The sequence below is a fragment of the Rhizobacter koreensis genome (assembly GCF_013366375.1).
Lineage (GTDB): Bacteria > Pseudomonadota > Gammaproteobacteria > Burkholderiales > Burkholderiaceae_C > Schlegelella_A > Schlegelella_A koreensis.
Genome location: NZ_JABWMJ010000007.1, coordinates 309,085 through 334,419, shown reverse-complemented (window position 1 = coordinate 334,419; position 25,335 = coordinate 309,085). Strand labels below are relative to the sequence as shown.

At 70.4% G+C, this 25,335-nt stretch carries 21 protein-coding genes; 10 read left to right on the top strand and 11 right to left on the bottom strand.

All coding sequences use genetic code 11. The features are described from left to right. Window positions 1-430: 430 nt before the first annotated feature. On the bottom strand, window positions 431-1,243 hold the full coding sequence (gene istB / locus HQN59_RS16510; RefSeq protein WP_342451229.1) for an IS21-like element helper ATPase IstB: 813 nt from the start codon (window positions 1,241-1,243) through the stop codon (window positions 431-433). After that, window positions 1,240-2,490: an IS21 family transposase gene (gene istA / locus HQN59_RS16505; RefSeq protein ID WP_176070231.1), complete on the bottom strand. Its 1,251-nt coding sequence runs from the start codon at window positions 2,488-2,490 to the stop codon at window positions 1,240-1,242. The genes istB and istA overlap by 4 nt, the downstream gene beginning before the upstream one ends. A 964-nt stretch (window positions 2,491-3,454) precedes the next feature. Between istA and HQN59_RS16500 the strand changes: the two genes are divergently transcribed. The 3 genes from HQN59_RS16500 (at window position 3,455) to HQN59_RS16490 (ending at window position 6,424) form a co-directional block, all read left to right on the top strand. Continuing rightward, window positions 3,455-4,534, top strand: coding sequence for a sensor histidine kinase (locus tag HQN59_RS16500; RefSeq protein WP_176070209.1), 1,080 nt, complete (start codon window positions 3,455-3,457; stop codon window positions 4,532-4,534). After that, window positions 4,531-5,187 (top strand): response regulator, encoded by a 657-nt coding sequence (locus HQN59_RS16495; RefSeq protein ID WP_176070208.1) that lies wholly within the window; start codon window positions 4,531-4,533, stop codon window positions 5,185-5,187. The genes HQN59_RS16500 and HQN59_RS16495 overlap by 4 nt, the downstream gene beginning before the upstream one ends. Before the next feature lie 76 nt (window positions 5,188-5,263). After that, the gene (locus HQN59_RS16490; RefSeq protein WP_176070207.1) at window positions 5,264-6,424 is read left to right on the top strand and encodes an ELM1/GtrOC1 family putative glycosyltransferase; all 1,161 of its coding nucleotides are present in this window, start codon (window positions 5,264-5,266) and stop codon (window positions 6,422-6,424) included. 31 nt (window positions 6,425-6,455) lie between these two features. Here the strand turns inward: HQN59_RS16490 and HQN59_RS16485 are convergent, their stop codons facing one another. Together HQN59_RS16485 and HQN59_RS16480 are read right to left on the bottom strand one after the other, a co-directional pair. Beyond that, entirely contained in the window at window positions 6,456-8,810 is a 2,355-nt protein-coding gene (locus HQN59_RS16485; protein WP_246294952.1) for a penicillin acylase family protein, read from the bottom strand. A gap of 80 nt (window positions 8,811-8,890) precedes the next feature. Next, complete coding sequence (locus HQN59_RS16480; RefSeq protein WP_176070229.1) at window positions 8,891-9,478, bottom strand: cohesin domain-containing protein; 588 nt, start codon at window positions 9,476-9,478, stop codon at window positions 8,891-8,893. 635 nt (window positions 9,479-10,113) lie between these two features. Here HQN59_RS16480 and HQN59_RS16475 point away from each other — a divergent pair. Next, window positions 10,114-10,530: a cupredoxin domain-containing protein gene (locus HQN59_RS16475; RefSeq protein ID WP_176070206.1), complete on the top strand. Its 417-nt coding sequence runs from the start codon at window positions 10,114-10,116 to the stop codon at window positions 10,528-10,530. An 82-nt stretch (window positions 10,531-10,612) separates the two neighbouring features. Then, window positions 10,613-12,028 carry a hypothetical protein gene (locus HQN59_RS16470; protein WP_176070205.1) on the top strand — a complete coding sequence of 472 codons (1,416 nt, stop codon included), beginning with the start codon at window positions 10,613-10,615 and terminating at the stop codon, window positions 12,026-12,028. A gap of 12 nt (window positions 12,029-12,040) precedes the next feature. Here the strand turns inward: HQN59_RS16470 and HQN59_RS16465 are convergent, their stop codons facing one another. Both HQN59_RS16465 and HQN59_RS16460 read right to left on the bottom strand, forming a co-directional pair. Then, on the bottom strand, window positions 12,041-12,520 hold the full coding sequence (locus HQN59_RS16465) for a Cif family virulence factor (protein WP_176070204.1): 480 nt from the start codon (window positions 12,518-12,520) through the stop codon (window positions 12,041-12,043). Continuing rightward, window positions 12,510-12,974, bottom strand: coding sequence for a hypothetical protein (locus tag HQN59_RS16460; RefSeq protein WP_176070203.1), 465 nt, complete (start codon window positions 12,972-12,974; stop codon window positions 12,510-12,512). The genes HQN59_RS16465 and HQN59_RS16460 overlap by 11 nt, the downstream gene beginning before the upstream one ends. A 283-nt stretch (window positions 12,975-13,257) precedes the next feature. On the opposite strand from HQN59_RS16460, the gene HQN59_RS16455 reads away from it, so the two are divergent. The 4 genes from HQN59_RS16455 (at window position 13,258) to HQN59_RS16440 (ending at window position 18,104) form a co-directional block, all read left to right on the top strand. Then, complete coding sequence (locus HQN59_RS16455) at window positions 13,258-13,776, top strand: hypothetical protein (protein WP_176070202.1); 519 nt, start codon at window positions 13,258-13,260, stop codon at window positions 13,774-13,776. Between the two features lie 52 nt (window positions 13,777-13,828). Beyond that, on the top strand, window positions 13,829-16,021 hold the full coding sequence (locus HQN59_RS16450) for an LVIVD repeat-containing protein (RefSeq protein WP_176070201.1): 2,193 nt from the start codon (window positions 13,829-13,831) through the stop codon (window positions 16,019-16,021). A 224-nt stretch (window positions 16,022-16,245) separates the two neighbouring features. Continuing rightward, entirely contained in the window at window positions 16,246-17,127 is an 882-nt protein-coding gene (locus tag HQN59_RS16445; protein ID WP_176070200.1) for a LysR family transcriptional regulator, read from the top strand. Then, window positions 17,124-18,104 (top strand): tripartite tricarboxylate transporter substrate-binding protein, encoded by a 981-nt coding sequence (locus HQN59_RS16440; RefSeq protein ID WP_176070199.1) that lies wholly within the window; start codon window positions 17,124-17,126, stop codon window positions 18,102-18,104. Before HQN59_RS16445 ends, HQN59_RS16440 begins: the two co-directional genes overlap by 4 nt. 18 nt (window positions 18,105-18,122) lie before the next feature. Here the strand turns inward: HQN59_RS16440 and HQN59_RS16435 are convergent, their stop codons facing one another. The 5 genes from HQN59_RS16435 to HQN59_RS16415 form a co-directional block, all read right to left on the bottom strand. Beyond that, a complete protein-coding gene (locus HQN59_RS16435; protein ID WP_176070198.1) occupies window positions 18,123-18,776 on the bottom strand; it encodes an amino acid ABC transporter permease in 654 nt (217 codons plus the stop codon). A gap of 13 nt (window positions 18,777-18,789) precedes the next feature. Beyond that, complete coding sequence (locus HQN59_RS16430; protein WP_176070197.1) at window positions 18,790-19,584, bottom strand: transporter substrate-binding domain-containing protein; 795 nt, start codon at window positions 19,582-19,584, stop codon at window positions 18,790-18,792. A gap of 116 nt (window positions 19,585-19,700) precedes the next feature. Next, complete coding sequence (locus HQN59_RS16425) at window positions 19,701-21,122, bottom strand: MFS transporter (protein WP_176070196.1); 1,422 nt, start codon at window positions 21,120-21,122, stop codon at window positions 19,701-19,703. Then, window positions 21,119-21,838 (bottom strand): SDR family oxidoreductase, encoded by a 720-nt coding sequence (locus tag HQN59_RS16420; RefSeq protein ID WP_176070195.1) that lies wholly within the window; start codon window positions 21,836-21,838, stop codon window positions 21,119-21,121. The genes HQN59_RS16425 and HQN59_RS16420 overlap by 4 nt, the downstream gene beginning before the upstream one ends. Window positions 21,839-21,927: 89 nt before the next feature. Beyond that, entirely contained in the window at window positions 21,928-22,599 is a 672-nt protein-coding gene (locus tag HQN59_RS16415) for a TetR/AcrR family transcriptional regulator (RefSeq protein ID WP_176070194.1), read from the bottom strand. 295 nt (window positions 22,600-22,894) lie between these two features. Here HQN59_RS16415 and ligD point away from each other — a divergent pair, with 295 nt between their 5' ends. After that, entirely contained in the window at window positions 22,895-25,243 is a 2,349-nt protein-coding gene (gene ligD / locus HQN59_RS16410; RefSeq protein WP_176070193.1) for a non-homologous end-joining DNA ligase, read from the top strand. Window positions 25,244-25,335: the final 92 nt, after the last annotated feature.

The window sequence follows — 25,335 nt, the reverse complement described above, 5'->3', positions numbered from 1 at the left end:
GCTTGCGCGTCTTCTTGGTCGACAGATTCAAACCCAGGCCCAACTGCTTCATGGCTTCAGCGCGCTTGGCGATCATGGGCCTCAATCATGCAAGCTGCGGGCCGGTTTTGCAGAGCTTCCCTAAGCTTGAATGTTGAGCGACTGATTTCGGGCGGCGAGATTGGCGAAGCGTACTTCCGCAACGGGTCGACTTCTGCCGATCGGCGGATCGCCAGCGGTCGTTCAACCGCGGCGGCCGGTCGACACCATGTGATCGTCGGCTCCACCTTCGAAAGCGGCTGTTGCGAGGAGGGCTCACCGGGACCCGGGTGCCGCCATGAGCTGCGTAGTGTCACTTCAGCCCGCGGCGCCGACCGGCAGCACGCGCGGTGTGTCAAGCGACATCCAGAACTGACCCCCTGACGACGTCCAGAATTGACCCCCCGGTTGATCAGTTGGCGACGGTTGCCGTGGTTGCGCTGGCCTGGTTAACCAGGCCAGCGCGCCGCTTCGTCCGCAGCCTGTAGCTGTCACCACGAATGGTGATCACGTGGCTGTGGTGCAGCAGTCGGTCCAGGATTGCTGTCGCCACAACGGCGTCGCCGAACACGCCGCCCCATTCGGCTACGGATCGGTTGCTCGTCACCAGCATGGAGCCGCGCTCGTAGCGCCGACTCACCAGCTGGAAGAACAGGTGTGCGGCATTCGCTTCGAACGGCAGGTAGCCGAGCTCGTCGACGATGAGCAGCTTCGGCTTGGTGAAGTGCAGCAGCTTCTCCTCGAGCCTTCCTTCTGTGTGCGCACGAGCGAGCTGCGTGACCAGCCCGGTGGCCGGCACGAACAGCGTCGAGTAGCCGCGCACGATCGCCTCGCGCCCGAGTGCCACCGCGAGGTGCGTCTTGCCGACACCGGGTGGTCCGAGCAACAGGACGCTGTCGCCGTTGGCCACCCAGCGCGAGAGCGCCAGCTCGCGGATCTGCTTGGGGTCGACCGAGGGCTGCGCGTCGTACTCGAAGCCCTCGAGCGTTCGAACGTACGGGAACTTCGCGATCGACATCCCCATCTGGATGCGCCGCTCGTCCTTGCGCGCGACCTCCGCCGTACACAGCATCGTGAGGGCTTCCCTGAGGTTCAGCTCGGCGCGGCCGGCCTGGTCGAGCAGCGTGTCGAGCTGATCGCGGATCGCCGTGAGCTTCAGCCGCGTCAGCATCGGCTCGAGCTCGCCGATCGCCTCAGGCGGCTTGGTCTTCTTGGCCGCGCTCACCAGCCACCCCCGAGTGCCGCCTCGTACTGCTGCAGCGGCCGCAGCAACTCGGCAGGCATCTGCGCCGGTTGCAACGGCGTCGCAGGCAGCCAGGTGACGCCGGCGAACTGGGCGCCGACGATGCCAGCAAGGTGGCCGCGCTCGATGACCGTCGTTCGGCGAAGCGCGCTCTGCGCGTGGCAAGCTACTTCCTGCCCGGCGTAGAGCACCCGCACGCAGCGCTCGGCAACGATGACGGTGACGCTTTCGCCGATGAGCCGCCACGGCACGCTGTAGCGGTTGGTGTCGAGCTCGAGGCACGCATCGTTGTGAACGCGCCGGCTCAGCTCGCGCACCTGCAGGAACGGCGCCTTGCCGGGCAAGGGCTTGAGCCGCGTGCGCTCGTCACGCTCGAAGCGCACGATCGGCGGCTCGCCGGTGGTGCCGTGAAGCCTGATGTCAGCCACGGTTCGCATCCACTGCTGCAGGTGAGCATGCAGCGCCTCGACGCTCTCGAAGCGGTGACCGGCGATGGCGTTGCGCTTGACGTAGCCGACGCCGCGCTCGTCCTTGCCCTTCGTGCGCGCGCGGTACGGCGCGCAGGCCCGGGGGACCACGCCCCAGTAGCGGCAGAAGGCGTGGAAGCGATCGTTGAACTTGACCTCCCGTGTCTGCACGTCGTGGTCTTGCACGAGCGCCTTGGCGTTGTCGATCAGCAGCTCGACGGGCAAGCCATCGAAGTGACGGAACGCCGCCTCGAGCCCCTGCAGCCAGGCGGATTGGCGCTCATGCAGGAAGACGCTCACGTGGCAGCGCCGGCTGTAGCCGAGCGTCGCGACGAACAGATGCACCCGCTGAAGTTCCTCGCCGATCACGACCGACGTGCTGCCGAAGTCGATCTGCAGCTGCTGTCCCGGCGCGGTCTCGTAGCGGATCGTGGCGAGCGCCTCCGCGCGCAACTCCCGCCGCAGCGGCACCACGGCGCGCTGCACGGTCCGTAAGCCCACCTCGATGCCGAGCTCGCGCTGCAGGTCCTGCCGCACGACGTCGGCGTTGCCGCGGTGGCGTCGCAAGCGCTCGGCAAGCCACTCCTGATGCGGCTCCAACACACCGCTGCGGCGAGCCACGTCCATCGGCCGCCAGCCGCCTTGCCGAAGGTACTCGCGCACCGTGTTGCGGCTGCAGCCCAGCTCGTGGCCGATGCGCTTGCTCCCCCAGCCGAGCGCCGACAGCGCCAGCATCTTCTGCACCTCCTGCGGCGCCAACATCGTCTGACCCCCTCGACCATCCTCGATCGTGGGAGCTTGGGCCTGAACTTCTTCCACTCGAACCTCCTTCGCTTGAAGGGGGTCAGTTCTCAATGTCGCCAGGGGGTCAGTTTTTCATGTCGCCCAACACGGTGAAGCAGCCGCCGAGGCTTGGGGCGGGCAGGAACTGGCGGCGGCAGTTCGCCTATCGGAGGCGCACGCCACGCAGACGAACAGATCAGTGCGTGTGCACGCGGGGAGCCAGGCCGCGAGCGAGGGCCTGCTCGGCATCACTCGCGTGTTCGGGTCTTGTGCCCCTGTGGAGCAGGTGGTTGCCGGGTACGGCACGCCAGCGGACTTCAATGCGGCAACATGGACACGCGGCCGGCCGGCTGGCGCTCGCAGCCCAGCGCCGCCCTTGGTGGTAAGAGCACGGGAACCCGCACCTGTCTGGCGCGGGAGCCGCCCGTGGGGTCGAAGAGGAGTTCAAGGGCGTCCTCGCTCCGATACACCCTGACTCTCATTTCTACGCGCGAGCGAGTGCGACGTCGGTGGTACGACAGGCGTCTCGCTACGTGATTCTTGGCCCGCCGAGAGGATCCGAGACGGCGCCGAAGCTGGGGGACTATTGGGGGACTGACCCGTGATGTACAGTGCAGGACAGGACAGATTGGATAGGAATGAACGTCGGAAATGTGTTGAAAATCAATGACTTGGCGGCGTCTGGTTATCTACGAACCAAGGGGTCGTGGGTTCGATTCCTGCCAGCCGCACCAAGTTGAAAGAAGATCAACGGCCTAGCGATCGCGATCGCTAGGCCGTTTTTCTTTGTCCGAAGCTTTCAGAAGTTGTGGTGACGCGCGGCCGGCGGGCACAGGGGCACGGCAACCCGGCGACTCTCTGCCGCGACCGGGCCGCCGCTCGCACGGCGCGCACGCGACCCCTGCCGCGATTGCTCCGGTGACACAAGACGCACGAGGCTCGCATGAACGCAACGATGACCGGCTCGAGCGACTGGATCCTGACCCAGTTCGCACGTCAGGCCTCGCTGAGCCGGCACCAGGCGCTCGGCATCGTGGTCGCCATGATCCTGTCGATCGCGCTCGCGGACTATCTCTCGGAGATCAGGCTTTCGCTCGCGATCTTCTACTTCGTGCCGATCCTGCTCGCCGTCGGCTGGCTCGGCACGCGTGCGGCGGTCGCGGTCTCGGTGGCGAGCATCGCGTTCAAGCTGATCGGCGACGTGTTCGAACTGTCGGGCGGGCCGTTGCCGTTCTGGATCTGGTGGAACGCCGCCTCGACCCTGGTCGTGCTGCTGCTCGTGGTCTGGGTCTGCGGCCATCTGATCACGCTCTACCGCGAGCTCGAGCAGCGCGTCGCCGAGCGCACGCGCGAGATCCTCATGCTCTCGCAGGAGCGCCGGCGGCTCGAGCGCGAACTGCTGAACGCGAGCGCCAACGAGCGCAACCTGATGGGTCAGGAACTGCACGACGAGATCTGCCAGCACCTCGTCGGCACCACGCTCGCCGCGCAGGTGCTGTGCCAGCGCCTCGCGCAGCAGCAGAACCCGCTCGCGCAGGATGCGCAGGCGATCATCGCGTTGATCGAGACCGGCATCGGCAAGACGCGCCAGCTCGCGCGCGGCCTGCTGTTGTCCGAGATCGCACCCGAGCAGCTGCCCGAGCGCATCAACGACCTCGTCGACGAGTCGTCGAGCAGCGGCCTCGCGTGCCGCTTCAGCCATGCCGGCGACGTCGCGGTGGCCGATCCGGCGACCGCCGCGCAGCTCTATCGCATCGCACAGGAGGCGCTGCGCAACGCGGTCCGCCACGCGGGGGCCACGCGCGTCGACGTGACGCTCGCGGGCGACCGGCAGAACGTGTCGCTCGTCGTCGAGGACGACGGTCACGGGTTGTCGCAGGAGCGCTCCGGCTCCGGGATGGGGCTGCCGATCATGTCGCACCGCGCCGCGTACATCGGCGCCAGCCTGTCGATCGAGCGGACGGAACGGCAAGGCACGCGCGTCGTCTGCGTGCTGCCGCGAGCCGGAGCGGCCGAGGCGTGAGCGACGCGGCGATCCGCGTCTTCCTGGTCGACGACCACCCGCTGGTGCGCGACTGGCTCAAGGCGCTGCTGCAGACCGAGCCGGGCTTCGAGGTCACCGGCGAAGCCGACGAGCAGGCCGCCGCGCTCGCCGCCATGAGCGCCGATCCGCCCGACGTTGCGGTGGTCGATCTGTCGCTGCGGCGCGGCTCGGGCATGGAGCTGATCAAGGCCCTGCGCGCCCGGCTGCCGGCGGTGCGCGTGCTCGTGCTCTCGATGCACGAGGAGATCCGCGACGTCGAGCGTGCGCTGCGCGCGGGCGCGCGCGGCTACGTCATGAAGGGTGCATCGAGCGGGCAGATCGTCCCGGCGATCCGCTGGGTCCACTCGGGCAAGATCTACGCGACCCCGGAGGTGTTCTCGCGCCTGGCCGAGCGCCTCACGCAGGCGGCAGGCGACGAGATCGACCACGTCGACCGGCTCAGCGACCGCGAGCTCGAGGTGTTCCGCCGGCTCGGCGAGGGGCAGACCACCCGGCGGATCGCCGACGAGCTCTACGTGAGCCAAAAAACGGTGCAGACCTACTGCGCGCGCATCAAGGAGAAGATCGGACTCGACGACGGCGCCGAGCTGACGCTCGCCGCGATCCGCTGGTGCGGGCTCAACCGCGAATAGGCGTACGACACCGCCTGACAGGACCCGGAGGTCGCGCCAGACAGACACGCGAGGCCGTTTTTCCTAGGCTCGGACGATGTCCGTCGCCCTCAGCCCGCGCACGATCGAGCGCACCGGGACCGGTGCGGGGCAGGGCCCCAAGCAGCCGGATGCGCGGCCGGCGCCCGAGCCGCCTGCCATCGGCGAGACGGCGGTCGCTCCGGTGTGGGCCATGACCGCCGACCGGGTCGGCGACGCACGCCAGGTGCTCGCTCTGGCCGGTGAACTCGGGGTTGCGTTCCGCACCGTTCGGCTCCGCTTCAACGCGTTGGCTCGGGTGCCGCCCGCGCACTGGCTGCCCAGCCGCATGTCCTGGCGCAGCGACGTGCCGCTCGAGGCACCCTGGCCCAAGCTCGTGATCGTCGCCGGCCGCAAGAGCGCGGCCGCCGCGCTGTGGGTCAAGCGCCGCTCCGGCGGGCGCACGCGCATCGTCAGCGTGCATCGGCCATGGACGCCGCTCGCGTGGTGGGACCTCGTCGTCACCACGCCGCAGTACGCGCTGCCCGCTCGCGACAACGTGCTCGAGTGCCTGCTGCCGCTGCTGGCGTCGGGGCCGACCGAAGCCGCGCTCGGAGCGCGCTGGGCCGCGGATGCGGCCGCGCTGCCGCGGCCGTGGACGGTGGTGCTGGTCGGCGGCGACAGCCGGCCTCACGTGCTCACCCAGCGTGCCGCGCGACGCGTGGCCGACGCCGTGAACGCGCGCCTGCAATCGCGCGGCGGCAGCGCGTGGGTGCTGACCAGCCCGCGCACGCCGCCCTCGGCGCTGGCATGCCTGCGCGGGGCGATGGAAGGGCCCCACCGCATCGTGCCCTGGGGCGAGCCCGACAACCCCTACCCGGCGTTGCGCGGCGCGGCCGACGAGTTCGTGGTGACCGCCGACAGCGCAGCGATGCTGGCCGAGGCGCTGGTCAGCGGCAAGCCGGTGACGCCGGTGCTGACCGACTTCGTCCCCGACTGGCGCTGGCGCGTCGCGTCAGCCTGCAAGCGCGCAGCCGAGCGCGCGCCGGGCTCGATCGTCGCGCGCGGCTTCGAGTCGGCGGTGGCGACGGGTCTCGTCACGTCGGTCCGCGACATGAGCCGCATGCTCGAGGCCCACCAGCGCGCCGGCCTCTACGACGATCCGGCGCAGGCTGCGCGGGTGCAGGCGCACGAGCGCGGCCGCGTCGTCGCCCGGCTGCGCGCCTTGCTCGGCAACTGATCTCGGCGCGAGCCGGCGCTGCCGGCATCGCTCATGGGCACGCGGTGCCCGGCGTGACCAGCCGCGAGATGGTCGCGATGTCGCGAATGTCGATCACGCCGTTGCCGTCGAGGTCGGCTGCGGCGTTGAAGCCCGCCTGCCCGCTGCGCCGGCCCACGCTGCTGCTCGTGACCTTGAGGTCGGCGCATACACCCGGCTGGTAGGTGCGCTCGACGTGCCCGGCGAGATCGCTGGGGTAGAAGTAGACCGGGCGCAGGTTGCCGTTGGCGTAGTCCTGGGCCTGGTCGAAGAAGTGCGGCGAAGCGGGGTCGCCGCTGTTGCCGCCTTCGCGCACCGCCCAGGCGCGCAGCGTCGGGCCGAACTCGACCACCGCCACGAACGTGTTGCCGCTGGTCGCGTAGAAGCGGGCGGTGTTGCGGCGCGAGCCCGGATACGACGCGAGCGAGCCCCAGGTGGCCGAGACGAAGGGCACCGGAATGCTCGGCTTCGTGTCGTCGAACGTCGGGTTGGTGATGGCGTCGTCGAGTCGCTGCATGCGGTTGATCTCGCCCCACGGCACCTGCCAGCGGCCGAAGTCGGTCGTGAGGCGCGCCACCGCGGTGTCGAGCGCGGTGAGCCGCGCCGCATCGGTGTTGCCGGTGCCGCCCCAGAACACGGCGAGCGAGGTCGCGACCGAGTCGACGCCCCAGCGGTAATCCCAGCTGCGCAGCACGCCGATCGGGCCGGCGAGCCGCGCCTTCTGCGCGTCGCCCTGCGGCAGCGCGTCCCAGGCCGCGACCAGCGGCGGCACCAGGCGCGCGAAGGCCGTGAGATAGGTGTCGTACGCGACGTCGCGCAGCCCCTCGGGCGTGAAGTTGCTGCGGCCGGTGAGCAGCTGCACCGCGTGGATGCCGCGTTCGTTCTCGCCGGTGCGGTCGAAGTAGCGCGGGTAGTTGGCCGCGTTCGGGCTGTCGACGCCGCAGCAGGTCCACGGCCAGTTGTTCGAGTTGAACGCCCAGCCGCTGCTCGGGTTCAGCACCGACGGCATGCTGGTCAGGGTGTGCAGGCCCTGCCAGTCGGTCGCCGGGTTGCTGCCGTCGACCGGCTGCGCGTAGTCGAACTGGTTGTTGCGGACCGGCATGAACTGCGGCATCAGGAACGCGATGTTTCCTTCGGCATCCGCGTACAGGGTGTCGTTCGAGCTGTTCGCCTTGAGCTCGGCGACCTGCTGATACTCCGCGAGGTTGCGTGCCTTCGTGCGCAGGATGCTCTGCTGCAGCGCCTCGACCGGTTTGTTCATCAGCGCGAACGCGATCCAGCGGCCGTCGGCGAGCTGGCGAATGATCGGACCATGGTGCGTGGCGTAGGTCTTGAACGTGCGCTGGGCCAACGTGCCGCTCGCCGTGCGGTACGAGATCGTGATCATCTTCGTCGCCACGGGCCGCAGCTCGTTGCCGTAGCGATACGAAAGGCTGCCGTTCGAGCCGGTGACGATCGTCTCGGCGAACTCGTCGACGTTGTCGACCGTGCTCGAGGTGTGCATCCAGCCCGCGGTCGCGTTGAAGCCCTGGTAGATGAACGGCTGGCCCCAGGTCGCCGCGCCATAGACGTTCCAGCCTTCGTCGCTGCTCATGTGCAGGAGCGAGCGGAAGTAGAAGCTGGTGTGCGGGTTGATCAGCAGCAGTGCGCGGCCCGCGACGGTACGGCTCGGCGCGATCGCGATGCCGTTCGAGCCGCGGTCGGGGTCGGCCATCGGCTCGGGCGCGGCTGCAGCGAGCGCGAGTGCCTCGGCGTCGGGCTTCTGGCTGCTGCTCATCAGCGCGGGGTTGCTGTAGAACGTGGTGAGCTGGGCCAGCGAGGCGCGCTCGATGTCCGGGCCGATGCTGCCCTCGGTGAAGCTGAGCGCCATCCACGGCTCGAAGCGCGTGATGACGCGCGGACGGACTTCGGGGTGCGTGGCGAGGTAGTAGTTAAGGCCGTCGGCCCATGCGTCCATCAGCGTGCGCAGCCACGCCGGGCTCGCGGCGTACATGGCCTTGAGTTCCTCGGGGTCGAGGAACAGGCGGTAGCGCAGGTCCTGGAAGATCGCGCCTTCGCCCTCGGCTTCGGCGAGTCGGCCGAGCGTGACCAGGTAGTTGCGCTCGACGCGGCTGAAGTCGTCCTCGGCCTGCGCGTAGACCATGCCGAACACCGCGTTCGCGTCGGTCTTGCCGTGCACGTGCGCGATGCCCTTGTCGTCGCGCTTGATCGTCACCTGGGAGGCATGCGCGAGCCAGCGTGCGTGGTCGAGAGCCTGCGGGGTTGGGGCGGCCGGCGCGGCGCCGACGAACAGCGTCACCGCCATCGCGGCAGCGACGCGGCCGAACAGGCGCCACGGCAGCCGGCTTGGATCGTGTCGATCGATCATGTGTGGACTCCTTGTGAAGACGAACGAGAGGATCGGGCGTGTGCGAAGCGGACGCGGCGCTACGTTCCGCCCGTAGTCGGTCAGACCATTCGCGCGCGTGCCTTTGCCGGCCGACGCGCGAGGCCGGCCGCCGCCCCGGCGAAGACGAGCAGCAGCGTCGCCGGTTCCGGAATCGCCTGCGTGAACGCGCTGGTCTGAAGCGCGATCAGGTTGAGGTTCGAGTCCAGCGCGATCGCGTCCGAGAAGCTGAAGACACCGAAGGGCGCCTGACCGATCACGCGGAACTGCAGCGTGTCGAGGACGCCCGCGCCGCTCACGCCGTTGACGGGGCCGAGCAGCGAGTCGAGCACGAACGAGATGGTGCCGGTCGAGTTGTCGATCAGGCCCGGGTCGAAGAAGGTCGCTCCGCCGCTGCGCAGGAACGGGCCCTCGGTCACCGCCACCGCTTGGAAGAGGGCAGGGTTGAAGTTCAGCGTGAACTGGTAGGCGTAGAGGTCCGTCACGTCGCTGGCGTTCACGCTCAGCACCAGCGTGTCGCCGATGCGCACGCCGCCAGGGCTGCCGAGCGAGAACGTCGGCGCGGCCAGGCAGGTCGCGTACGGCAGCAACACCAGGCTGCATGTCAGCAGCAGTCGCTTGCAGCGCTCGGACACGGCGGTCGTGAACATCGTCTTCTCCTCCTGGTGGACAAAGGCTCGGGATGAGCCGGGCTCGCTGGTACGCCCCTTTCGTCGATGCGCAGGCTCGCTCGCCTGGCGCGCTGGCGTGGTGACCGGGCGTTGGTCGATCCGGACGCTGCCGGGGTATGGATTTGTTCGTCGGTCGCCCCGGCGAGGCGCTCAGCGCCGCCCGGTGCGCGGGCGGGCGAGGGCGATCGCGCACCGCATCGAGGAGCAACGGTGGCCCCTTGCCTGGGCTTGCAAGTCTTGTCTCCTGTTCGCTCTGTTGCGCCGGCTTTTGCCGGTCGTGCCTGCTCGTCGTGGTCGGCGCGTGACGTCGACGAAGCGGCGCGAAAAAGAATACACCTGCGCGACCCGTCGTGCCATGACATGCGGGCGATGTGTACATCGCGTGAAGCGGACCGCCGCGAGCACCGGTGACGCGTATTCCGTCGAGGCAGGTGCTGCCACACCGCGGGCGTTCACCCGCGGCGAACGGCTCAACGACCGGCGGGCTTCTGCGCGTGCCGCCTCGACCACTAAGATCGCCTCCGCTTGCGGTGAAGCCATCGACCGGCGCGGCTGCGCGCGGGTCGAGCACATCACGGCGGATCACCAGGCGTCATCGAGCACAGGAAGGAGACATGGAGCACCGTCAACGTGGCCCGCGGGCCGCAGGCACACCGGCCACCCGGATCGGCACGACCCGTCCCACGTCCCGCCGATCGAGTCTGCGCGTTCTCGCGTCGTTCGTTCTGGTGGCGGTGACCGGCATCGCCGCCGCCGCGACGCAGTCGTTCTCGGTCGAACTCGCCGGCGGGCGCGTCAAGGGCAGCGACACGCTCAAGGTGCGCCAGGGCGAGCAGGTCGAGGTGCGCTTCAGCAGCGACCGCCCGATCGTGCTCCATCTGCACGGCTACAACATCGAGGCCAAGGTGGTGCCGCCGGCGCCGGCGGTGCTGGCGTTCAAGGCGAACGTCGCCGGGCGCTTCCCGGTGCACGAGCATCGCGAAGGGCCGGGCAACCATCGCGCGACGCTCTTCATCGAAGTCCACCCGTAGGCAAGCCCTGAGCCTTTCATCGCGACTGCCGAGCGGCCGACGCGCTGCCACGTTCCTGCTCGTCGCGTGCGCGACGTCGGCCGTGCACGCGCACGGCTTCGGCCAGCGCTACGACCTGCCGCTGCCGCTGTGGCTGTGGCTCACCGGTGCCGGCGCGACCCTCGTGCTGACCTTCGTCGCACTCGCGCTGTTCGCGCGCCGGCGCGACTTCGGCCGTTCGTTCCTCGCCAGCATCGACCTGCTGCAACGGCCGTTGCTGCGGCGCGTTGCGCATCCGCTCGCCGCCGTGCTGCGCACGATCGGCGTTCTCCTTTTCGTGCTGACGCTGGCAACCGGCTTTGTCGGCCATCAGGATCCGTACGCCAACCTCATCGTCACCATGGTCTGGGTGCTGTGGTGGGTCGGCATGGCGTTCTTCTGCGCGCTGGTCGGCGACGTGTGGGACGTGGTCAACCCCCTGCCGGTGCTGTATCGCGCCGTCGTCCGCGTGCTCGGCACGCGCGAGTCGATCGGTTGGACCTATCCGGCGCGGCTCGGCGCGTGGCCGGCGGTGCTGCTGTTCTTCGCGTTCGCGTGGGCCGAGTTGCTCTGGCAGGACAAGGACGTTCCGCGGGCGCTTGCGGGCGCGCTGCTCGGCTATGCGGTGATCGGCTGGTGCGCGATGCTGCTGTTCGGCGTCGACGCATGGCGGCGGCACGGCGATGCCTTTGCGATGGTGTTCCGGGTACTCGGCCGCTTCGCGCCGCTCGAAGTGCGGAGCGCAACGGCCACGCAGCCGGCGCGGCTTGGCCTGCGCCTCTACGGCGCCGGGCTGCTCCGCGATGAGCCGGTGCCGAACTCGGTCGCCGCGTTCGTGCTGTTGATGCTGGCCACCGTCACTTTCGACGGGTTCCACGAGACGCCGCTGATGGACCGCATCGGCACCGCCGCGCAGGCATCGCGCCCCGTCGCCGAGGCGCTGTTCACGTTGGCGTCGGCCACCGGCCTCGACGAGACGCAGTGGCTGAACACGGCGATCCTCGTGCTGTTTCCGATCGCCTTCGTGCTGATCTTTCGCGCGACCGGTGCGTGGATGCTGCGCCTCGCCGGCGGGCCGTCTACGCCCGGCACCGCGGGCGCCGACATCAACGCGATGGTCTGGAGCCTGGTTCCGATCGCGGTGGCGTATCACCTCGCGCACTACGCGTCGCTCCTGATCACGACCGGGCAGTTCATCGTCCCGCTCGCGTCCGATCCGTTCGGCTGGGGCTGGAACCTGTTCGGGACGCGCGGGCGCGGCGTCGACCTCGGCATCCTGAGCCCGGCGGTCTACTGGTACACCGCGGTGATCCTGATCGTCGTCGGCCACGTTCTGGCGGTGATCGTCGCCCACATCGAGGCGGCGCGGCGCTTCGCGAGCCATCGAGCGGTGCTGCTCGGCCAGCTGCCGATGCTGGTGCTGATGGTCGCCTACACCAGCCTCAGCCTCTGGATCATGGCGCAGCCGATCGTCGGCTGACGGCGGCCAGGCTCAGGGCCGCGGCTGCCCCCAGTTCTGCAGGTCGCTCTTGTCGCTCGACCAGTGCAGGTGGACGATGCGAAAGCCGTCGCCGGCGCGGCGCACGATCGCCGTCTCGAGCATGGTCTGGTCGATCGGCTTGCCGTCCGGGCGCTTGCCGGTCACTTGATAGGTGCTCAGCACCCAGCGCTCGTCGCCGCTGCCGCCGAGGCGGCGCGCCTGCAGCTTCCAGTCGGTCACCGCCGCCATGTCGATGTCGCCCGGCAGGTGGCTGAGCGCGTAGGCCTCGATCGTGGCGTCCATCTTGCCGAACTCGAACACCACCAGGCTGCGGTCGAGGTGCGACAGCGCGCCGGCGGTGTCCTTGCGCTTGAGCGCGGCATGAAAGCCGTCGACCGCATCGGCCGGCAGCTTGACCGACTGCGCACCAGCCGCGCCGGCGAGCGGCAGGGCGGCGGCGGCGAGCAGCGCCCGCCTTTGGTCAGACCACACGCGGCGCGTCATCGTCGGCGGCACGCGCGGCAGCGGCCTTCGGGTCGATCAGCTCGATCATCAGGATGTCGCCGGCGACCACGCCGGCAAGCGACGGATCCTTGTCGCGCACGGTCAGCTCGGTCCGCGTGTTGCGCTTGACCCATAAGGTCTGACCGAAGAGTTGCCCCTTGATGAAGGTGATGCGCCAGCCGCGCAGCTCGTTGGCCCTGGGCGGCACCATGCCCGGCCCGAGCGGGTCGAAGCGGAGCGTCGCCACGCGGCCCGACTTGTCGGCCGCGCCGATGCCGGTCACCTTGCCGGTGAAACGCTTGAGCGCCGGGTCGACCGGGTCGTGACCCGCGAGCTGCACGCCGTCGAGGCGTGCCGGCTCGGCCGAGGTGTGGAGCGTGAGCAGCAGGGCCGCCGCCGTGAGCGCAGCGCGCGCGCCTGTCGAGATCCATGCCGACGCCATCGTCATCCGTGTCCGCTTGCCGAAAGGCGCGAAGTATCACCAGCGATCCAGACCCGTGCAAGGCATGCGGGACAACCCTCGAGCGCATGCCGCGCGCTCGGGATCAACATGCTCGGCACCCTCTGACGCCCGTGGCGCAAGGCCCGAAGCGCGGGTTTTCGCGGGGGCGAATGTGCTCACCTGCGATGAACGCCTTAACCGCCGATCGTCTTCCGCCGTGGAGTGCCCACGGCTAACCTACGCCGCCCGCCCGCCATGGGCCGGCGGATCGAACGAACACGTCATGCAAGCTTTCCTGTCCGATCGCACTGGCTGGTGGTGCCTCGCCGCCGCGCTGGTCGGCGTGTCGATGGCGATGTGGTGGCAACCGCGCGCCGACCGCGCCAGTGCCGAGGCGCCGCTTGCCGCGCCCGCTCCGCTCGCCGCGAACCGCGCGCCCGTGCCGGCTGCGCCTACCGCCCTGCCGACGGCGAACGCCACGGCCACCCCGCAGCCCGCGCTCACGCTGGTCGGCACCGTGCTCGCCGGCAGCGGCAGCTTCGCCACGGTCCGCACCAGCGACGCGCAGCTGCTGCAGCTGCGCATCGGCGACCGCGTCGATGGCCTCGCGGTCCGCGCGATCGAGTCCGACCGCGTGGTGCTGAGCGGTGCCGGGCAGCCGGTCGTGATCGAGGCCGATAGCGCCGCGCAGAGCGCAGCGCCGGCCGCGCGCGACGCGACGCCCCCGGCGCCGCCGATCGAGCAGCCGAAATGGGCCGAGGGCGAGGCGCCGTGGGATCTCAAGCCGCCGTTCCGGCACTGAGGCGCCGAGCCGCCTCGCCAAGCAGACATTCATGACACTGGAGGAGACAACCGTGACCACCAAACTCAACCTTTCGATGGCCGCATTGGCCACGGCTGCATTGCTCGTCGCCTGCGGCGGTGGCAAGGGCGATTCGTCGAGCGCGGCCGCACCGCAAGGGGCCGCATCGGCCGCATCCGACGCAGCGGGCTCGCAGGCGCAGGCCTACGTCGCGCCGCCGCGGCTGTGCGAGCCCGGCCCCGGCGATCGCCCGGAGGGCATCAACGGTCACATCCCGCTGTCGGCGATGTTCCCCGCCAACCCGGACGGCTTCCAGGGCTACTGGTGCGGCGTGAGGAAGGTCGCCCAGCACAACCTGTTCAACCGCGGCGCGTTCGGTGACCTGCAGATCAAGTCGAGCGCCACCGGCCGCTGCGCATACGCGTCGAACCGTGACGGCGCGGCCGGCGGCGACGCCGCGCTGACCAGCGGGATCATCGTCTTCGACATGAAGACGCCGTCGAAGATGCAGATCGTGCCGGCGAGCGGGGACACCGTCGTCGTCGGTACCGCGCCGTCGGAAGACGTCGCCCAGACCAGCACCAACAAGTGGGGCGAGCAGACCACCACCGCGATGCCGGTCAACCCGAACGGCAAGATCCTGCGCACGCCCGCGGCGCTCGAGGCGTACTCGGGTCTCGAGCTGTCCGGCAACATCATGGTCGCCGGCTACAAGGACAACAAGATGGTCGACGTCTACGACGTCAGCGACTGTCTGCACCCGGTGGTGCTGAACGCGCGCTACCAGGCGCCGGGCGGCCACCACGACGGCTGGCTCACGCCCGACGCCAAGACCTGGTACGGGGTGCCGTTCGGCACGGCGGCCAAGGACGGCGGTCCCAAGCTCGTCACCGGCGGCAAGTCGCCGACCGACAAGGACTGGGCCAATTACACGATCAACACCAACCGCGTCGACCTTCACGTCACCAGCCTCGACGATCCGAAGAACCCGAAGGTGCTGCTCACCTGGAACCGGTCGATGCTGCCGGACGAGGTGAAGAACAACGAGAACTGGCGGATCATGGCGACGACGAACATCCACGACGTCAGCAGCAATCCGAGCGGCACGCGGATCTATCTCTCGGTGTACGGGGGCGGCGGCCAGGTCGCCGGCAACATCCCGACCGCGAACACGACGTTTTGGAACGACCAGACCTGCTCGAACGGTCTGCTCATTCTCGACGCGACCGACGTCGTCAATCGCGTCGCCAACCCGAAGCTGAAGTACGTCAGCTACCTGTCGTGGTGCGACCAGCAGCCCGACCCCGAGTTCGAGCAGGGCGGCTACGCGCGCATGTCGTCGACCGCCGCCACGCACGCCACCGAGTGGGTCAAGCACGTCAACGGCAAGGAGTACATCGTCTCGACCGACGAGTCGTACGCGCTGACCACCAGCAACGCGAACGGCCTGCCGGGCCAGTGCCGCCAGCAGAGCTTCGGCCGCATGATCGACATCTCGGACGAGAAGAACCCGAAGATCGTCGGCACCTACAAGCAGGACGCGAACAAGAAGAGCGTCTGCCCGACGCTGGTCGAGCAGGGCGGCAACGTCCCCATGGTCCACTACCTGAACTTCGACGACCGCAACAACATGCGCGTGGCGGTGTATGCAGCGGCCTCGGGCGGCATCCGCTTCACCGACTGGACCGACCCGACGGCTCCGAAGGAGATCGGGTACTTCGTCAAGGAGCGTCACACGCCCGATCGCATGGACTTCACGCGTCCGGACCCGCGCTACGACGCCGAGAACTGCCTCTACTACACGGGCTGGAACCAGGGCGGCCTGGTCTCGATCGAACTGACCAATCCGCAGTACAACCCGTGCATGAGCCGCAGCGCGAGCGTCAAGGGTGAAGTCAACACCGGCACCGGGACGCTGCAGATCGCGGTGGAGGCGAGCCGCAGCAAGGCCGGCCCGACCGCCAGCGTCAGTGTCGAAGGTCTCGGCCACCGTGCGCAGATGGACTCGGTGACGCGCCTCGGTTCGGCAATCGATGCCGAGGGCGACATCACCGCCAGCACGAACGCCGTGCAGATCGACGGCAACGGCACCTTCGACGGCAAGCCGGCGAGCTTCCGCGTGATCGTGCAGGACAACACCGGCAACAGCGGCTTCGTCTCGATCGCCTGCACGGCCGGCTGCACCTTCAAGACCGCCGGCTACATGAACCGCGGCGGCAAGCTGGTGGTGAGCCAGAAGACCTGAGCCAGGCAGCGCGGGTGCCGGTTCTCGCGAGCCGGTGCCGCGCGGACCGGCCCCGCGGGCGGGGCATCCGGAAAGCGGGCTGCGGCCCGCTTTCCGCATTTCGGCGCGCGCTTCGGGCTCCGATTCGCACGCCGGGGCAGGGGGAATCTCGGGTCGTGGCCCTGCGGAGGCGGCGCTAAGATCACGGCGGACAAAGGACCACCAGACCAGTGCGCCAGGCTCATTTGCGGGATCTGATCGCAGTCGTCGAAACCGGAAGCGTCCGCTCCGCCGCGCGCAAGCTCGGGCTGGCCCAGGCGGCGGTCAGCAAGAACCTCACCGCCCTCGAGAAGTCGCTCGGCCGGCCGCTGCTGGTGCGCTCCGCGCGCGGCGTCGAGCCCACCGAACTCGGCCGCATCGTGCTGCGCCGCGCACGCGTGGTCGAGGCCGAGCTGCGCCACCTGCAGGAAGAGGTCGAACGCTATGGCAGCGAGCGCGAAGACCTCGTCACCGTCGGCCTGTCGGCCACCGCCGAGGCGATGCTGCTGTCGGATGCGGTGGCGCGCTTTCGCGAGGTCGCGCCGCGCGCGCAGATCAGCGTGTTCGGCGGCCGCTCGGCGTCGACGGTCGGCGCGCTGCGCGAAGCCAAGATCGACTTCGCGGTCGGCCCGCTGCCGACCGACCAGAGCCTCTCGGACCTGCACACGGAGCAGCTGTGCAGCTCCGACTTCGGCATCTTCGTTCGGTCGGACCATCCGGCCGCCGACGCACGCGACCTCGCGGCGCTGCTGCCGTACGGCTGGCTCTACAGCGTGCGCCAGGGCGGCGAGCCGGCGATCGTCTCGATCATGCGCGAGCGCGGGTTGCCGGAGCCGACGCTCATCGCGCATTGCGATTCGTCGAGCGCGCTCGTCGACATGCTGCTGCAGAACGACTACGTGGCGCTGAACACGCTGGCCGCGCTCGAGCCGCTGCGCCAGCGCGGCCTCCTGAAGGTGCTGGCGATCGAGGTCGGCCTGCCGCCGGTGGTGCAGTACCTCATGACGCCGATGATGCGACCGCTGACGGCGTCGGCCGCGGCCCTCGCGTCCGAGTTCAGGCGCGCCTCCCGCCGGCTGCGGCGGTGAACGGACGGCCGCTCGCCACGCGCCGTGCGTGGCTCGGCGCGCTCGCGTGTGCCGCCTGGGCCGGCAGCGACGCGCTGGCCGCCGACGCCGCCGGCCGCGTGCTGCGCATGATCGTGCCGCAAGCGCCCGGTGGCGCGGCCGACTTCATGGCGCGCCTGCTGGCCAACGAGCTCGCGCGCACGCTCGAGCGCCCCGTCATCGTCGACAGCCGCCCCGGGGGCGGCACGGTGATCGGCACGCAGGCGGTCGCACTCGCGCCTCCCGACGGCAACACGTTCGGCATGGTGTTCTCGCCGCACGCCATCAACCAGGGCATGCGTCGCAAGACGCCGTACGACGCGCTCGCCGACTTCGAGCCGATCTGCCTCGGGGGCTATTCGATCGTGGTGCTGGTGGCGGCGCCCGACTTCGCGGCGAGCAGCGTCGACGCGCTGCTGCGCGCGATGCGCCGCGCCGACCCCCCGCTGCAATACGCCTCGCTCGGCATCGGGTCGGTGTCGCACCTCGCCGGCGAACTGCTCGCGGTGGAGGCCGGCGTCGCGCTCCAGCACGTGCCGTACAACGGCAGCACCGGTATCTATCGCGCGCTGATCGGCGGCGACCTGCCGCTCGCGTTCGTGACGCTCGAGTCGGCGCTGCCGCACCTGCGCGCCGGCCGCGTCCGTGCGCTGGCCATCACGAGCGCGCGCCGTGCCGCAGGGTTCGCGCAGATTCCCACCATCGCCGAGTCGCTGCCCGGCTTCGAGCTCGACGGCTTCTACGGCTTCGTCGCGCCCGCGCGCACGCCCGCCGCGTTCGTCGACCGGCTCGCCGCCGAGATCATGAGCGCGCTGCAGACGCCGAGCCTTCGCAACGTGCTGTTGCAGAGCGGGCTCGTTGTCTCGGTGGCAGGGCCAGCCGCGTTCGCGCAGTTCCTGCGCCGGCAGATCGAGAAGTACGCGCTGCTCGCGCGGCGCACCGGCATCACGCTGGACTGATCCGCGGGCGCCTGCTGCCTAGCTCGGGAACGCGAGCCGCCGCTCCATCCAGCGCTGGACCTGCTCGAAGCTGGAGCTCAGCACCCAGTACACGCCGGCCGCGGCAAGGTAGAGCGGAAACGGCTGGAACGTCGTCGAGATGAGTTCCTTGGTCGCGAGCATCAGCTCGGTCACCGCGATCACCGAGACCAGCGATGTGTCCTTGATCAGGCTGATCAGGCTGTTCGACAGGCTCGGCACCGCCGCCCGCAGCCCCTGCGGAGCGATCACGTAGCGCAGCGTCTGGGCACGGGTGAGGCCGAGGCTGGTGCCGGCGAGCCACTGGCCGTGCGTGACGGCATCGATCGCGCCGCGCAGGCTCTCGCTCATGTACGCCGACACGTTGAGCGTGAGCGCCAGGATGCCGGCGGTGATCGGCGAGAACTCGATGCCGACGCTCGGCAGACCGTAGTACACGATGAACACCTGCACCAGCAGCGGCGTGCCGCGGATCGCGCTCACGTAGATCGCGACCAGCTGCCGTGCGAGCGGTACCCGCAGCACGCGCACCAGCGTGATTGCCGCCGACAGCGGCACCGCGAGCAGCATCGACGCGACCGCGAACAGCAGCGTGTACGCGGTGCCGCGCAGCATCACCGGCCACGCGAGGGCGAGCAGCGACGGCAGGTCCATGCGGGCGGTGCGGTCAGCGAGCGGCGGCCGGCGGCTTGCTCACGTCGCGCTCGAACCAGCGGGTCGAGATCTTCGCGTAGCTGCCGTCGGCCTTGAGGTCCTCGAGCGCCTTGTCGATCGCCTGCTTGAACTTGGGATTGCCCTTGCGGAACGGGATCGCGTTGCCTTCCGGCTTGCCGATCGTCGCGCCGGCCTTCACCGGAAGCTTCGTCTTTTCGCGCAGGTAGGGGATCAGCAGGCTGTCGTTGATCGCGGCATCGATGCGACCGGTCGCGAGGTCCTGCAGGTACTCGGGCGCGCCGGGATAGGTGCGGACCTCAACGCCTGCGATGCCCTTGGCGAGGTCGGCGTAGTTGCTGCCCTGGCCGACGCCGATCTTCTTGCCCTTCAGGTCGGCGGGCGTGTCGAGCTTGCGCGTCTCGTTGGCACGGACGATGAGCTGCGGGTACGAGATGACGTAGGGCGCGCTGAAGTCGAAGGTCTCGCGGCGCTTGTCGGTGGCCGCGACCTGGTTGACGATCACGTCGTACTTGCCCGACTGCAGCCCCGCGAGAATGCCGCTCCACTCGGTGGTCGTGAACTCGGCCTTCACGCCCAGCTTCGCGGCGATCGCCTTGGCGATGTCGACGTCGAAGCCGGCGAGCTCGCCCTTCTCGTCGCGGTAGTTGAACGGCGGGTAGGTGCCCTCCATGCCGACGCGCAGGCTGCCGCGTGCCTTCACGTCGTCGAGCAGGTCGGCCGCGCGGGCGGCCAGCGACGTGCCGGCAAGCAGCGCGGCGAGGACCCAGGCAGCAGGCTTGACGTTCATGTCGGTTCTCCCGGTGTGGAAGCGGCGATCTTGCCACCGCGGGAGAACCGGCGTGCTGCGCCGCGCGGCGGTCCGCCGGCCCGTGTCGCAGCCGAATGGATGGACCTTTTCGAGCCTCAGCGCCGTGCCGGCCGCGTGTCGACCGCGAGGCAGAGCGCGCCGGTGAGCAGCGCGAGCGCCACGTGCAGCGCGTAGACCGGCGTGAAGTCGGCGCGGGTGACGTCGGCATGGCCGAGCGCGAGCACGACGATGGCGACGCCGAGCACGGCGCCGATCTGCCGCGTCGCCTGGTTGACCGCGGTGCCGACCGCGTACTGCGGCGCCGGCAGGCGATGCACCGCAGCGGCCGAGAGCGACGGCAGCACCATGCCGACCGCGACGCCGCTCATCACGAGCCCGGGCAGCCAGCGCGCGAGATACGCCGGCTCCAGCCCCGGCACCACGGCGAACCAGAGGCCGCTGCACGCGTAGAGCAACGCGCCGCCGACGAGGAACGGGCGGTGTCCATGTCGGGCGGCGAGGCGGCCGGTGACGATCGCCGACGGCACCACCAGCAGCGGCCCCGGCACGATCGCCACGCCGGCCTGCGGCAGGCTGAAGCCCCACACCTCGCGCATGTAGAAGAAGAACGCGAAGAACATCATCGCGAAGGCGATGCCGAACGCGAACGTCGCAAGGTTGACGAACGTGTAGGTGCGATGCCGGAACAGCGTGAGGTCGACGAGCGGATGCGCGGTGTGGCGCGCCCACGCGACGAACGCCGCCAGTGCGACCATCGCGACGCCGAGCGCGACGCCGATCTCGACGCGCGTCCACCTCGAGTCGGCCTGCACGATCGCGAGCGCGACCGCCCCGACGCCGACGATCAGCAGCAGCATGCCGACGAGGTCGACGTGCTGGCGCACGTCGGGCTTGCGCGCCTCGACCAGGAGGCTCGCGCCGCGCCAGAGCGACAGCGCGCCGAGCGGCAGGTTGAGGTAGAACGCCCACGGCCAGCCTGCCTTGGCGACCACCAGCGAGCCCAGGCTCGGGCCGATCGCCGCCGCGAGGCCGCCGACCGCACCCCAGAGGCTCACCGCGACCGCGCGCTTCTCCTGCGGAAAGGCGGCGAGCACGATCGACAGCGATGCCGGCGTCAGCAGGGCCGCGCCGATCGCCTGCACGCCGCGCGCCCCGATCAGCCAGCCGACGCTGGTCGCGAGTCCGCAGGCGGCCGAGGCGGCGAGGAACAGCGTCACGCCGAGCATGAAGACCTTCTTGCGGCCGTGCGCGTCCGCGAGGCCCCCGGCCGGGATCAGCATCGCCGCGTAGATGACCGTGTACGCGTTGAGCACCCACGACAGGTCGGCCGCTTCGGTGCCGGGAAAGCCGGCGCGGATCGCGTCGAAGGCGGCGTAGAGCAGGGTGGTGTCGAGCGCCACCAGGAAGACCGCGATGCTCGCCACCCAGAAGGTCGGCCACGGCGAGCGCGGCCGGTGGGCGGCATCGTGACGCGCCGCGGCGTCGCGGGAGGTGACGACGTCGGCGACGGCGCTCACGCCGCAGCTCCGCGCTCGATCGCCTGCAGGTAGACGGCAGGGTGGGCCGAGAGGCCCCGGTGCACCTGGCGGGTGAACTCGTCGGCAAGCACCTCGCTCGCGCCGGCTTCGAGGCCGTCGAGCGCAGTGGCAACGACGTCGGCGGGGCGCGCCTTCGGCACGTCCATGCCCGCGGTGAGATCGGTGTCGACGAAGCCGACGTGCAGCCCGAGCACCTGCGTACCCTGAGCCGCGAGCTCGATGCGGATGCCGTTGGTCAGCGCCCATGCGGCCGACTTGCTGGCGCCATAGGTGCCGAGCAGCGGCGAGTTGATCCAGCTCGCGACCGACAGCACGTCGAGGAACGCGCCGCCGCCGTTCTTCCCGAGCACCGGCGCGAACGCCTGCACCATGCGCAGCACGCCGAAGAAGTTGGTCTCGAGGTGCGCGCGTGCCGCGTCGATCGCGTCGGGTGCCAGGAAGCCGCCGGTGCTCGCGATGCCGGCGTTGTTGATGACGAGCGTGGTGTCGCCGCACTCGCGCGCCGCGGCGGCGACGCTGCGCGGATCGTTCACGTCGATGGCGATCGGGCGCACGCCCGCGACGCCGACGCGGGCGGGGTCGCGCGCGGCGGCGTACACCGTGCGTGCGCCGCGCGCGAGCGCGGCCTCGGCGAAGGCGCGGCCGAGCCCGCGGTTCGCGCCAGTGATCAGGACGGTGGCGTCTTGCAGCTTCATCGAGAGGTTCTCCTGCGGTGGTGGTGCATCGATATGATGACCGTCATATTCATGGGCGAGCGACCGGGCACGGGCCTGGGCGCGGGGTTTCAGCCGTCGCTGGGTGCGTGCGTGGCGCGGCGGCGCGGGGGATTCGACGCGGAACCGGCTGCCATGGCAGCGTCGCCCTGCACGTCGTACTGCGCGATCAGCGTCTGTCGCGCGGCGGCGAGAACCGCCTTGCCGCCGCCGTCGGCGCCGAGCGCACGCGCGATCTGCAGGCTGCCGACCAGCGTCGCGGCGACGGTCGTCGCGGCGTCGGCGGGCGAGCCGGGCGGCAGCGCGCGCTCGACCGTGGCGATGAGGCTGCGCACGCGTGTCGTCGCCGCGTCGGCGAGCGCCGCCGGCTGGCGCGCCATCTCGGAGGCGAGCGCGGCGACCACGCAGCCGCGCTCGGGCCCGGCGAGATGCGCCTCGGAGAGGTAGTGCCCGACCAGCGCGGCGAACGCGCTGACGCCCGGCCGACGCGCTTCGATCCGCTCGGCCAGCACCCCGGCGCTCGTTCGCCCGGCGTGCTCGATCGCCTCGGCCAGCATGGCGTCGCGTGAAGGGAAGTGCGCGTAGAAGCCGCCGTGCGTGAGCCCTGCCTGCTTCATCACGTCGGCGACGCCGACCCGCTCGTAGCCCTTGGCGCGCACCTCGCGCGCCGCGATGTCGAGGATCCGCGCGTGGGTGAGGTCGCGCCGGCTCGGGGCGGCATGGGGCGAGGACTTACGGGGCATGGACGGCACTGTACATCGAAATATGACGAGCGTCATATTCTTCGTTGGCCGTTCATCGTGATGTCACCCTTGACCCGGGGCCGTGCTCCGTGCCGGGTGAGCGGCGACGCGTGGCCGGTGAGCCGTGGCCCTGGGCCGTGGGCCGTGAGCGGTCGCGGGGTGAGCGGCGATGTCGGTGTGCGTGCCCGTCGAGCGACGCCTGCGGCGTGCCGCGCATAACGTGCGATGCGTCCCGTTCGATGTGGGCGTCACGCGCACGGCATGTGCCACGATCCTTCGCCGCTCCGTCTCCACCATGCCACCCGCACGCCGACCGCGCATCGACCCGCCGGGGACGCCCGAGGCGTTCCCGGCGCGCTTGACGCCGATGGCGGCGCAGCTGGTCGAGGCGCCGTTCCGCGACCCCGACTGGCTGTTCGAGCCCAAGCTCGATGGCTATCGCATGCTCGCGTTCGTGCAGGGCGAGGTGGTGCGTCTCGTCTCGCGGCGCGCAATCGACTACACGCGGCTCTTCCCGTCGATCGTCGCCGAGCTGCGGTGGACGACGAATGGCGATCGCATCGTCGACGGCGAGATCGTCGCCCTTGGGCCGGACGGCCGGCCGTCGTTCAACGCGCTGCAGAACCGCGCCGGCCTGTCGGGAGATGCCGAGATCGCCGCGGCCGAGCGACGCGCGCCGGCGCTGTTCTTCGCGTTCGACCTGCTGCATCACGCCGGCCGCAATCTGCGCGATCTGCCGTACATCGAGCGGCGGCGCCTGCTCGAGGCCCTGCTGCCGCCGGCCACCCACGTGAAGCTGGTGCACGCCGACGCCGACGGGCCGGCGCTCTACGCCGCGGCGATCGAGAGCGGCTTCGAGGGCGTCGTCGCCAAGCGCGTCGGTTCGCCGTACCGGCCGGGCCTGCGCTCGCCCGACTGGCTCAAGGTGAAGAAGACCGCGTCGGCCGAGTTCGTGATCGGCGGCTACAGCAAGGGCAAGGGCGAGCGCGAACGCTTCGGCTCGCTGGTCGTCGGCTACCGGAACGATGCCGGCGAGCTGCGCTATGCCGCCAACGTCGGCACCGGCTTCGACGAGGCGACGATCGGCGCGCTGCTCGCGCGCATGGCGCCGCTCGCCGAGGCGCGTTCGCCGTTCGCCGAGAAGGTGGCGACGCGCGCCGGCACCGTGTGGCTGCGCCCCGAGCTCGTCGCCGAGGTGAGCTTCGCGAACTGGACCGAGGGCGGGCGTCTGCGCGCGCCGGTGTTCCTGCGCCTGCGCGACGACGTCGATCCGGCCAGCGTGCGGCGCGACGGCAACGGGGCGGCATCGGCCACCGGTGCGGCTGCCGATGCGCAGGTGGCCGGCGCCGCCGGCGCGTCGTCGCGCCGCCGCAGCGCGCTGCCGGATGCGGCCCGCCATGCGCAGGACGGCCCCGAGCATTCGCCGGCCGGTCCCGCCGCCGCGCGGTCGGACGCGGCGGGTTCGCGAACCCGGGTTGGCGCGAGGGCTGCGCCGCGCGACGGCGCCCGCGGCGTGCGAGCGGAAGGCCGGCTCGCACACGCGCGGCCTGCAACAGCGGTCACTTCGGACGACGGCACCGCCCGTCTGCTCGCCTTGCTCGATGCGCAGCCCGCGAACCTCGATGTCGACGGCGCACGCGTGAAGCTGACCCGCCTCGAACGCGTCTACTGGCCGGCCGTTCCCGAGATCGATCAGCCCGCGATCACCAAGCTCGACCTGCTGCGCTATCTGGTCGAGGTCGCGCCGCGCATGCTGCCGTTCCTGGAGGGCCGCCCGCTCACGCTGTTCCGCTGGCCCGGCGGCATCGAGGGCCGGCGCATGCTGCAGAAGCATCCGGAGACGGCGCTCCCCGACTACGTCGAGACCGCGACGATCTTTTCCGAGACCAAGGGCAGCGACGACGTCTACCTGCTCTGCAACAACCTGGCGACGCTGCTCTGGCTCGCCGAGAACGGCGCGCTCGAGATCCATCCGTGGCATGCACGCGTGAGCGCCGAGGGCGGCGCGGGCGCCACGGCGTCGGCGGCGGGTTCGGCGGCGCGCCTCGCGAAGGCGGCGGTCAACTTTCCCGACTACATGCTGTTCGACATCGATCCATACATCTACTCGGGGGCCGAGCGGCGCGGCGACGAGCCCGAGCCGAACCCCGAAGGCTTCGAGCAGGGCCGGCAGGTCGCGTTCCGGCTCAAGGAGGTGCTCGACGCGATGGCACTTGCCGCCTACGTGAAGACGTCCGGCAAGACCGGGCTGCACGTGCTGGTGCCGATCGAGCGCACGCTGCGCTTCGACGTCGTGCGCCGCGTCGCAACGATGATCTGCAGGCACGTCGCCGCCGCGCACCCGGCGACCATCACGACCGAATGGGACACCGGCAAGCGCACCGGCAAGGTGTTCCTCGACTTCAACATGAACGTGCGCGGCAAGTCGATCATCGTTCCGTACGGGCCCCGGGGTCTCGCCGGTGCGCCGGTCTCGATGCCGTTGGCGTGGGACCAGCTCGCGAGCGCCGACCCTGCCGGCTGGCGCCTCCCGACCGTGCGCAACGCGTTGGCGCGGCCCGATCCGTGGGCGCGCCTCTTCGCCGATCGGCAGAGCCTCGAGGCCAAGCTCGCGGGCGCGCCGGCGCACGCTGCCGGCGAGTGACGGCACGCCCGTCGTGCCGCGCGGCGTCCGCAAGGCCGGTCGCGTGTGGCCCGCGGGGGCTGCATCGACGACGTCGCCATGCCCCGAGGCTT

Excerpts from the sequence above, each read along its gene's own strand:
- istA (WP_176070231.1), bottom strand. The coding sequence starts at position 2,490 with ATGTTGGCGCCGCAGGAGGTGCAGAAGATGCTGGCGCTGTCGGCGCTC.
- HQN59_RS16500 (WP_176070209.1), top strand. The coding sequence starts at position 3,455 with ATGAACGCAACGATGACCGGCTCGAGCGACTGGATCCTGACCCAGTTC.
- HQN59_RS16490 (WP_176070207.1), top strand. The coding sequence starts at position 5,264 with ATGTCCGTCGCCCTCAGCCCGCGCACGATCGAGCGCACCGGGACCGGT.
- HQN59_RS16485 (WP_246294952.1), bottom strand. The coding sequence starts at position 8,810 with ATGATCGATCGACACGATCCAAGCCGGCTGCCGTGGCGCCTGTTCGGC.
- HQN59_RS16480 (WP_176070229.1), bottom strand. The coding sequence starts at position 9,478 with ATGTTCACGACCGCCGTGTCCGAGCGCTGCAAGCGACTGCTGCTGACA.
- HQN59_RS16475 (WP_176070206.1), top strand. The coding sequence starts at position 10,114 with ATGGAGCACCGTCAACGTGGCCCGCGGGCCGCAGGCACACCGGCCACC.
- HQN59_RS16460 (WP_176070203.1), bottom strand. The coding sequence starts at position 12,974 with ATGGCGTCGGCATGGATCTCGACAGGCGCGCGCGCTGCGCTCACGGCG.
- HQN59_RS16455 (WP_176070202.1), top strand. The coding sequence starts at position 13,258 with ATGCAAGCTTTCCTGTCCGATCGCACTGGCTGGTGGTGCCTCGCCGCC.
- HQN59_RS16435 (WP_176070198.1), bottom strand. The coding sequence starts at position 18,776 with ATGGACCTGCCGTCGCTGCTCGCCCTCGCGTGGCCGGTGATGCTGCGC.
- HQN59_RS16430 (WP_176070197.1), bottom strand. The coding sequence starts at position 19,584 with ATGAACGTCAAGCCTGCTGCCTGGGTCCTCGCCGCGCTGCTTGCCGGC.
- HQN59_RS16420 (WP_176070195.1), bottom strand. The coding sequence starts at position 21,838 with ATGAAGCTGCAAGACGCCACCGTCCTGATCACTGGCGCGAACCGCGGG.
- HQN59_RS16415 (WP_176070194.1), bottom strand. The coding sequence starts at position 22,599 with ATGCCCCGTAAGTCCTCGCCCCATGCCGCCCCGAGCCGGCGCGACCTC.
- ligD (WP_176070193.1), top strand. The coding sequence starts at position 22,895 with ATGCCACCCGCACGCCGACCGCGCATCGACCCGCCGGGGACGCCCGAG.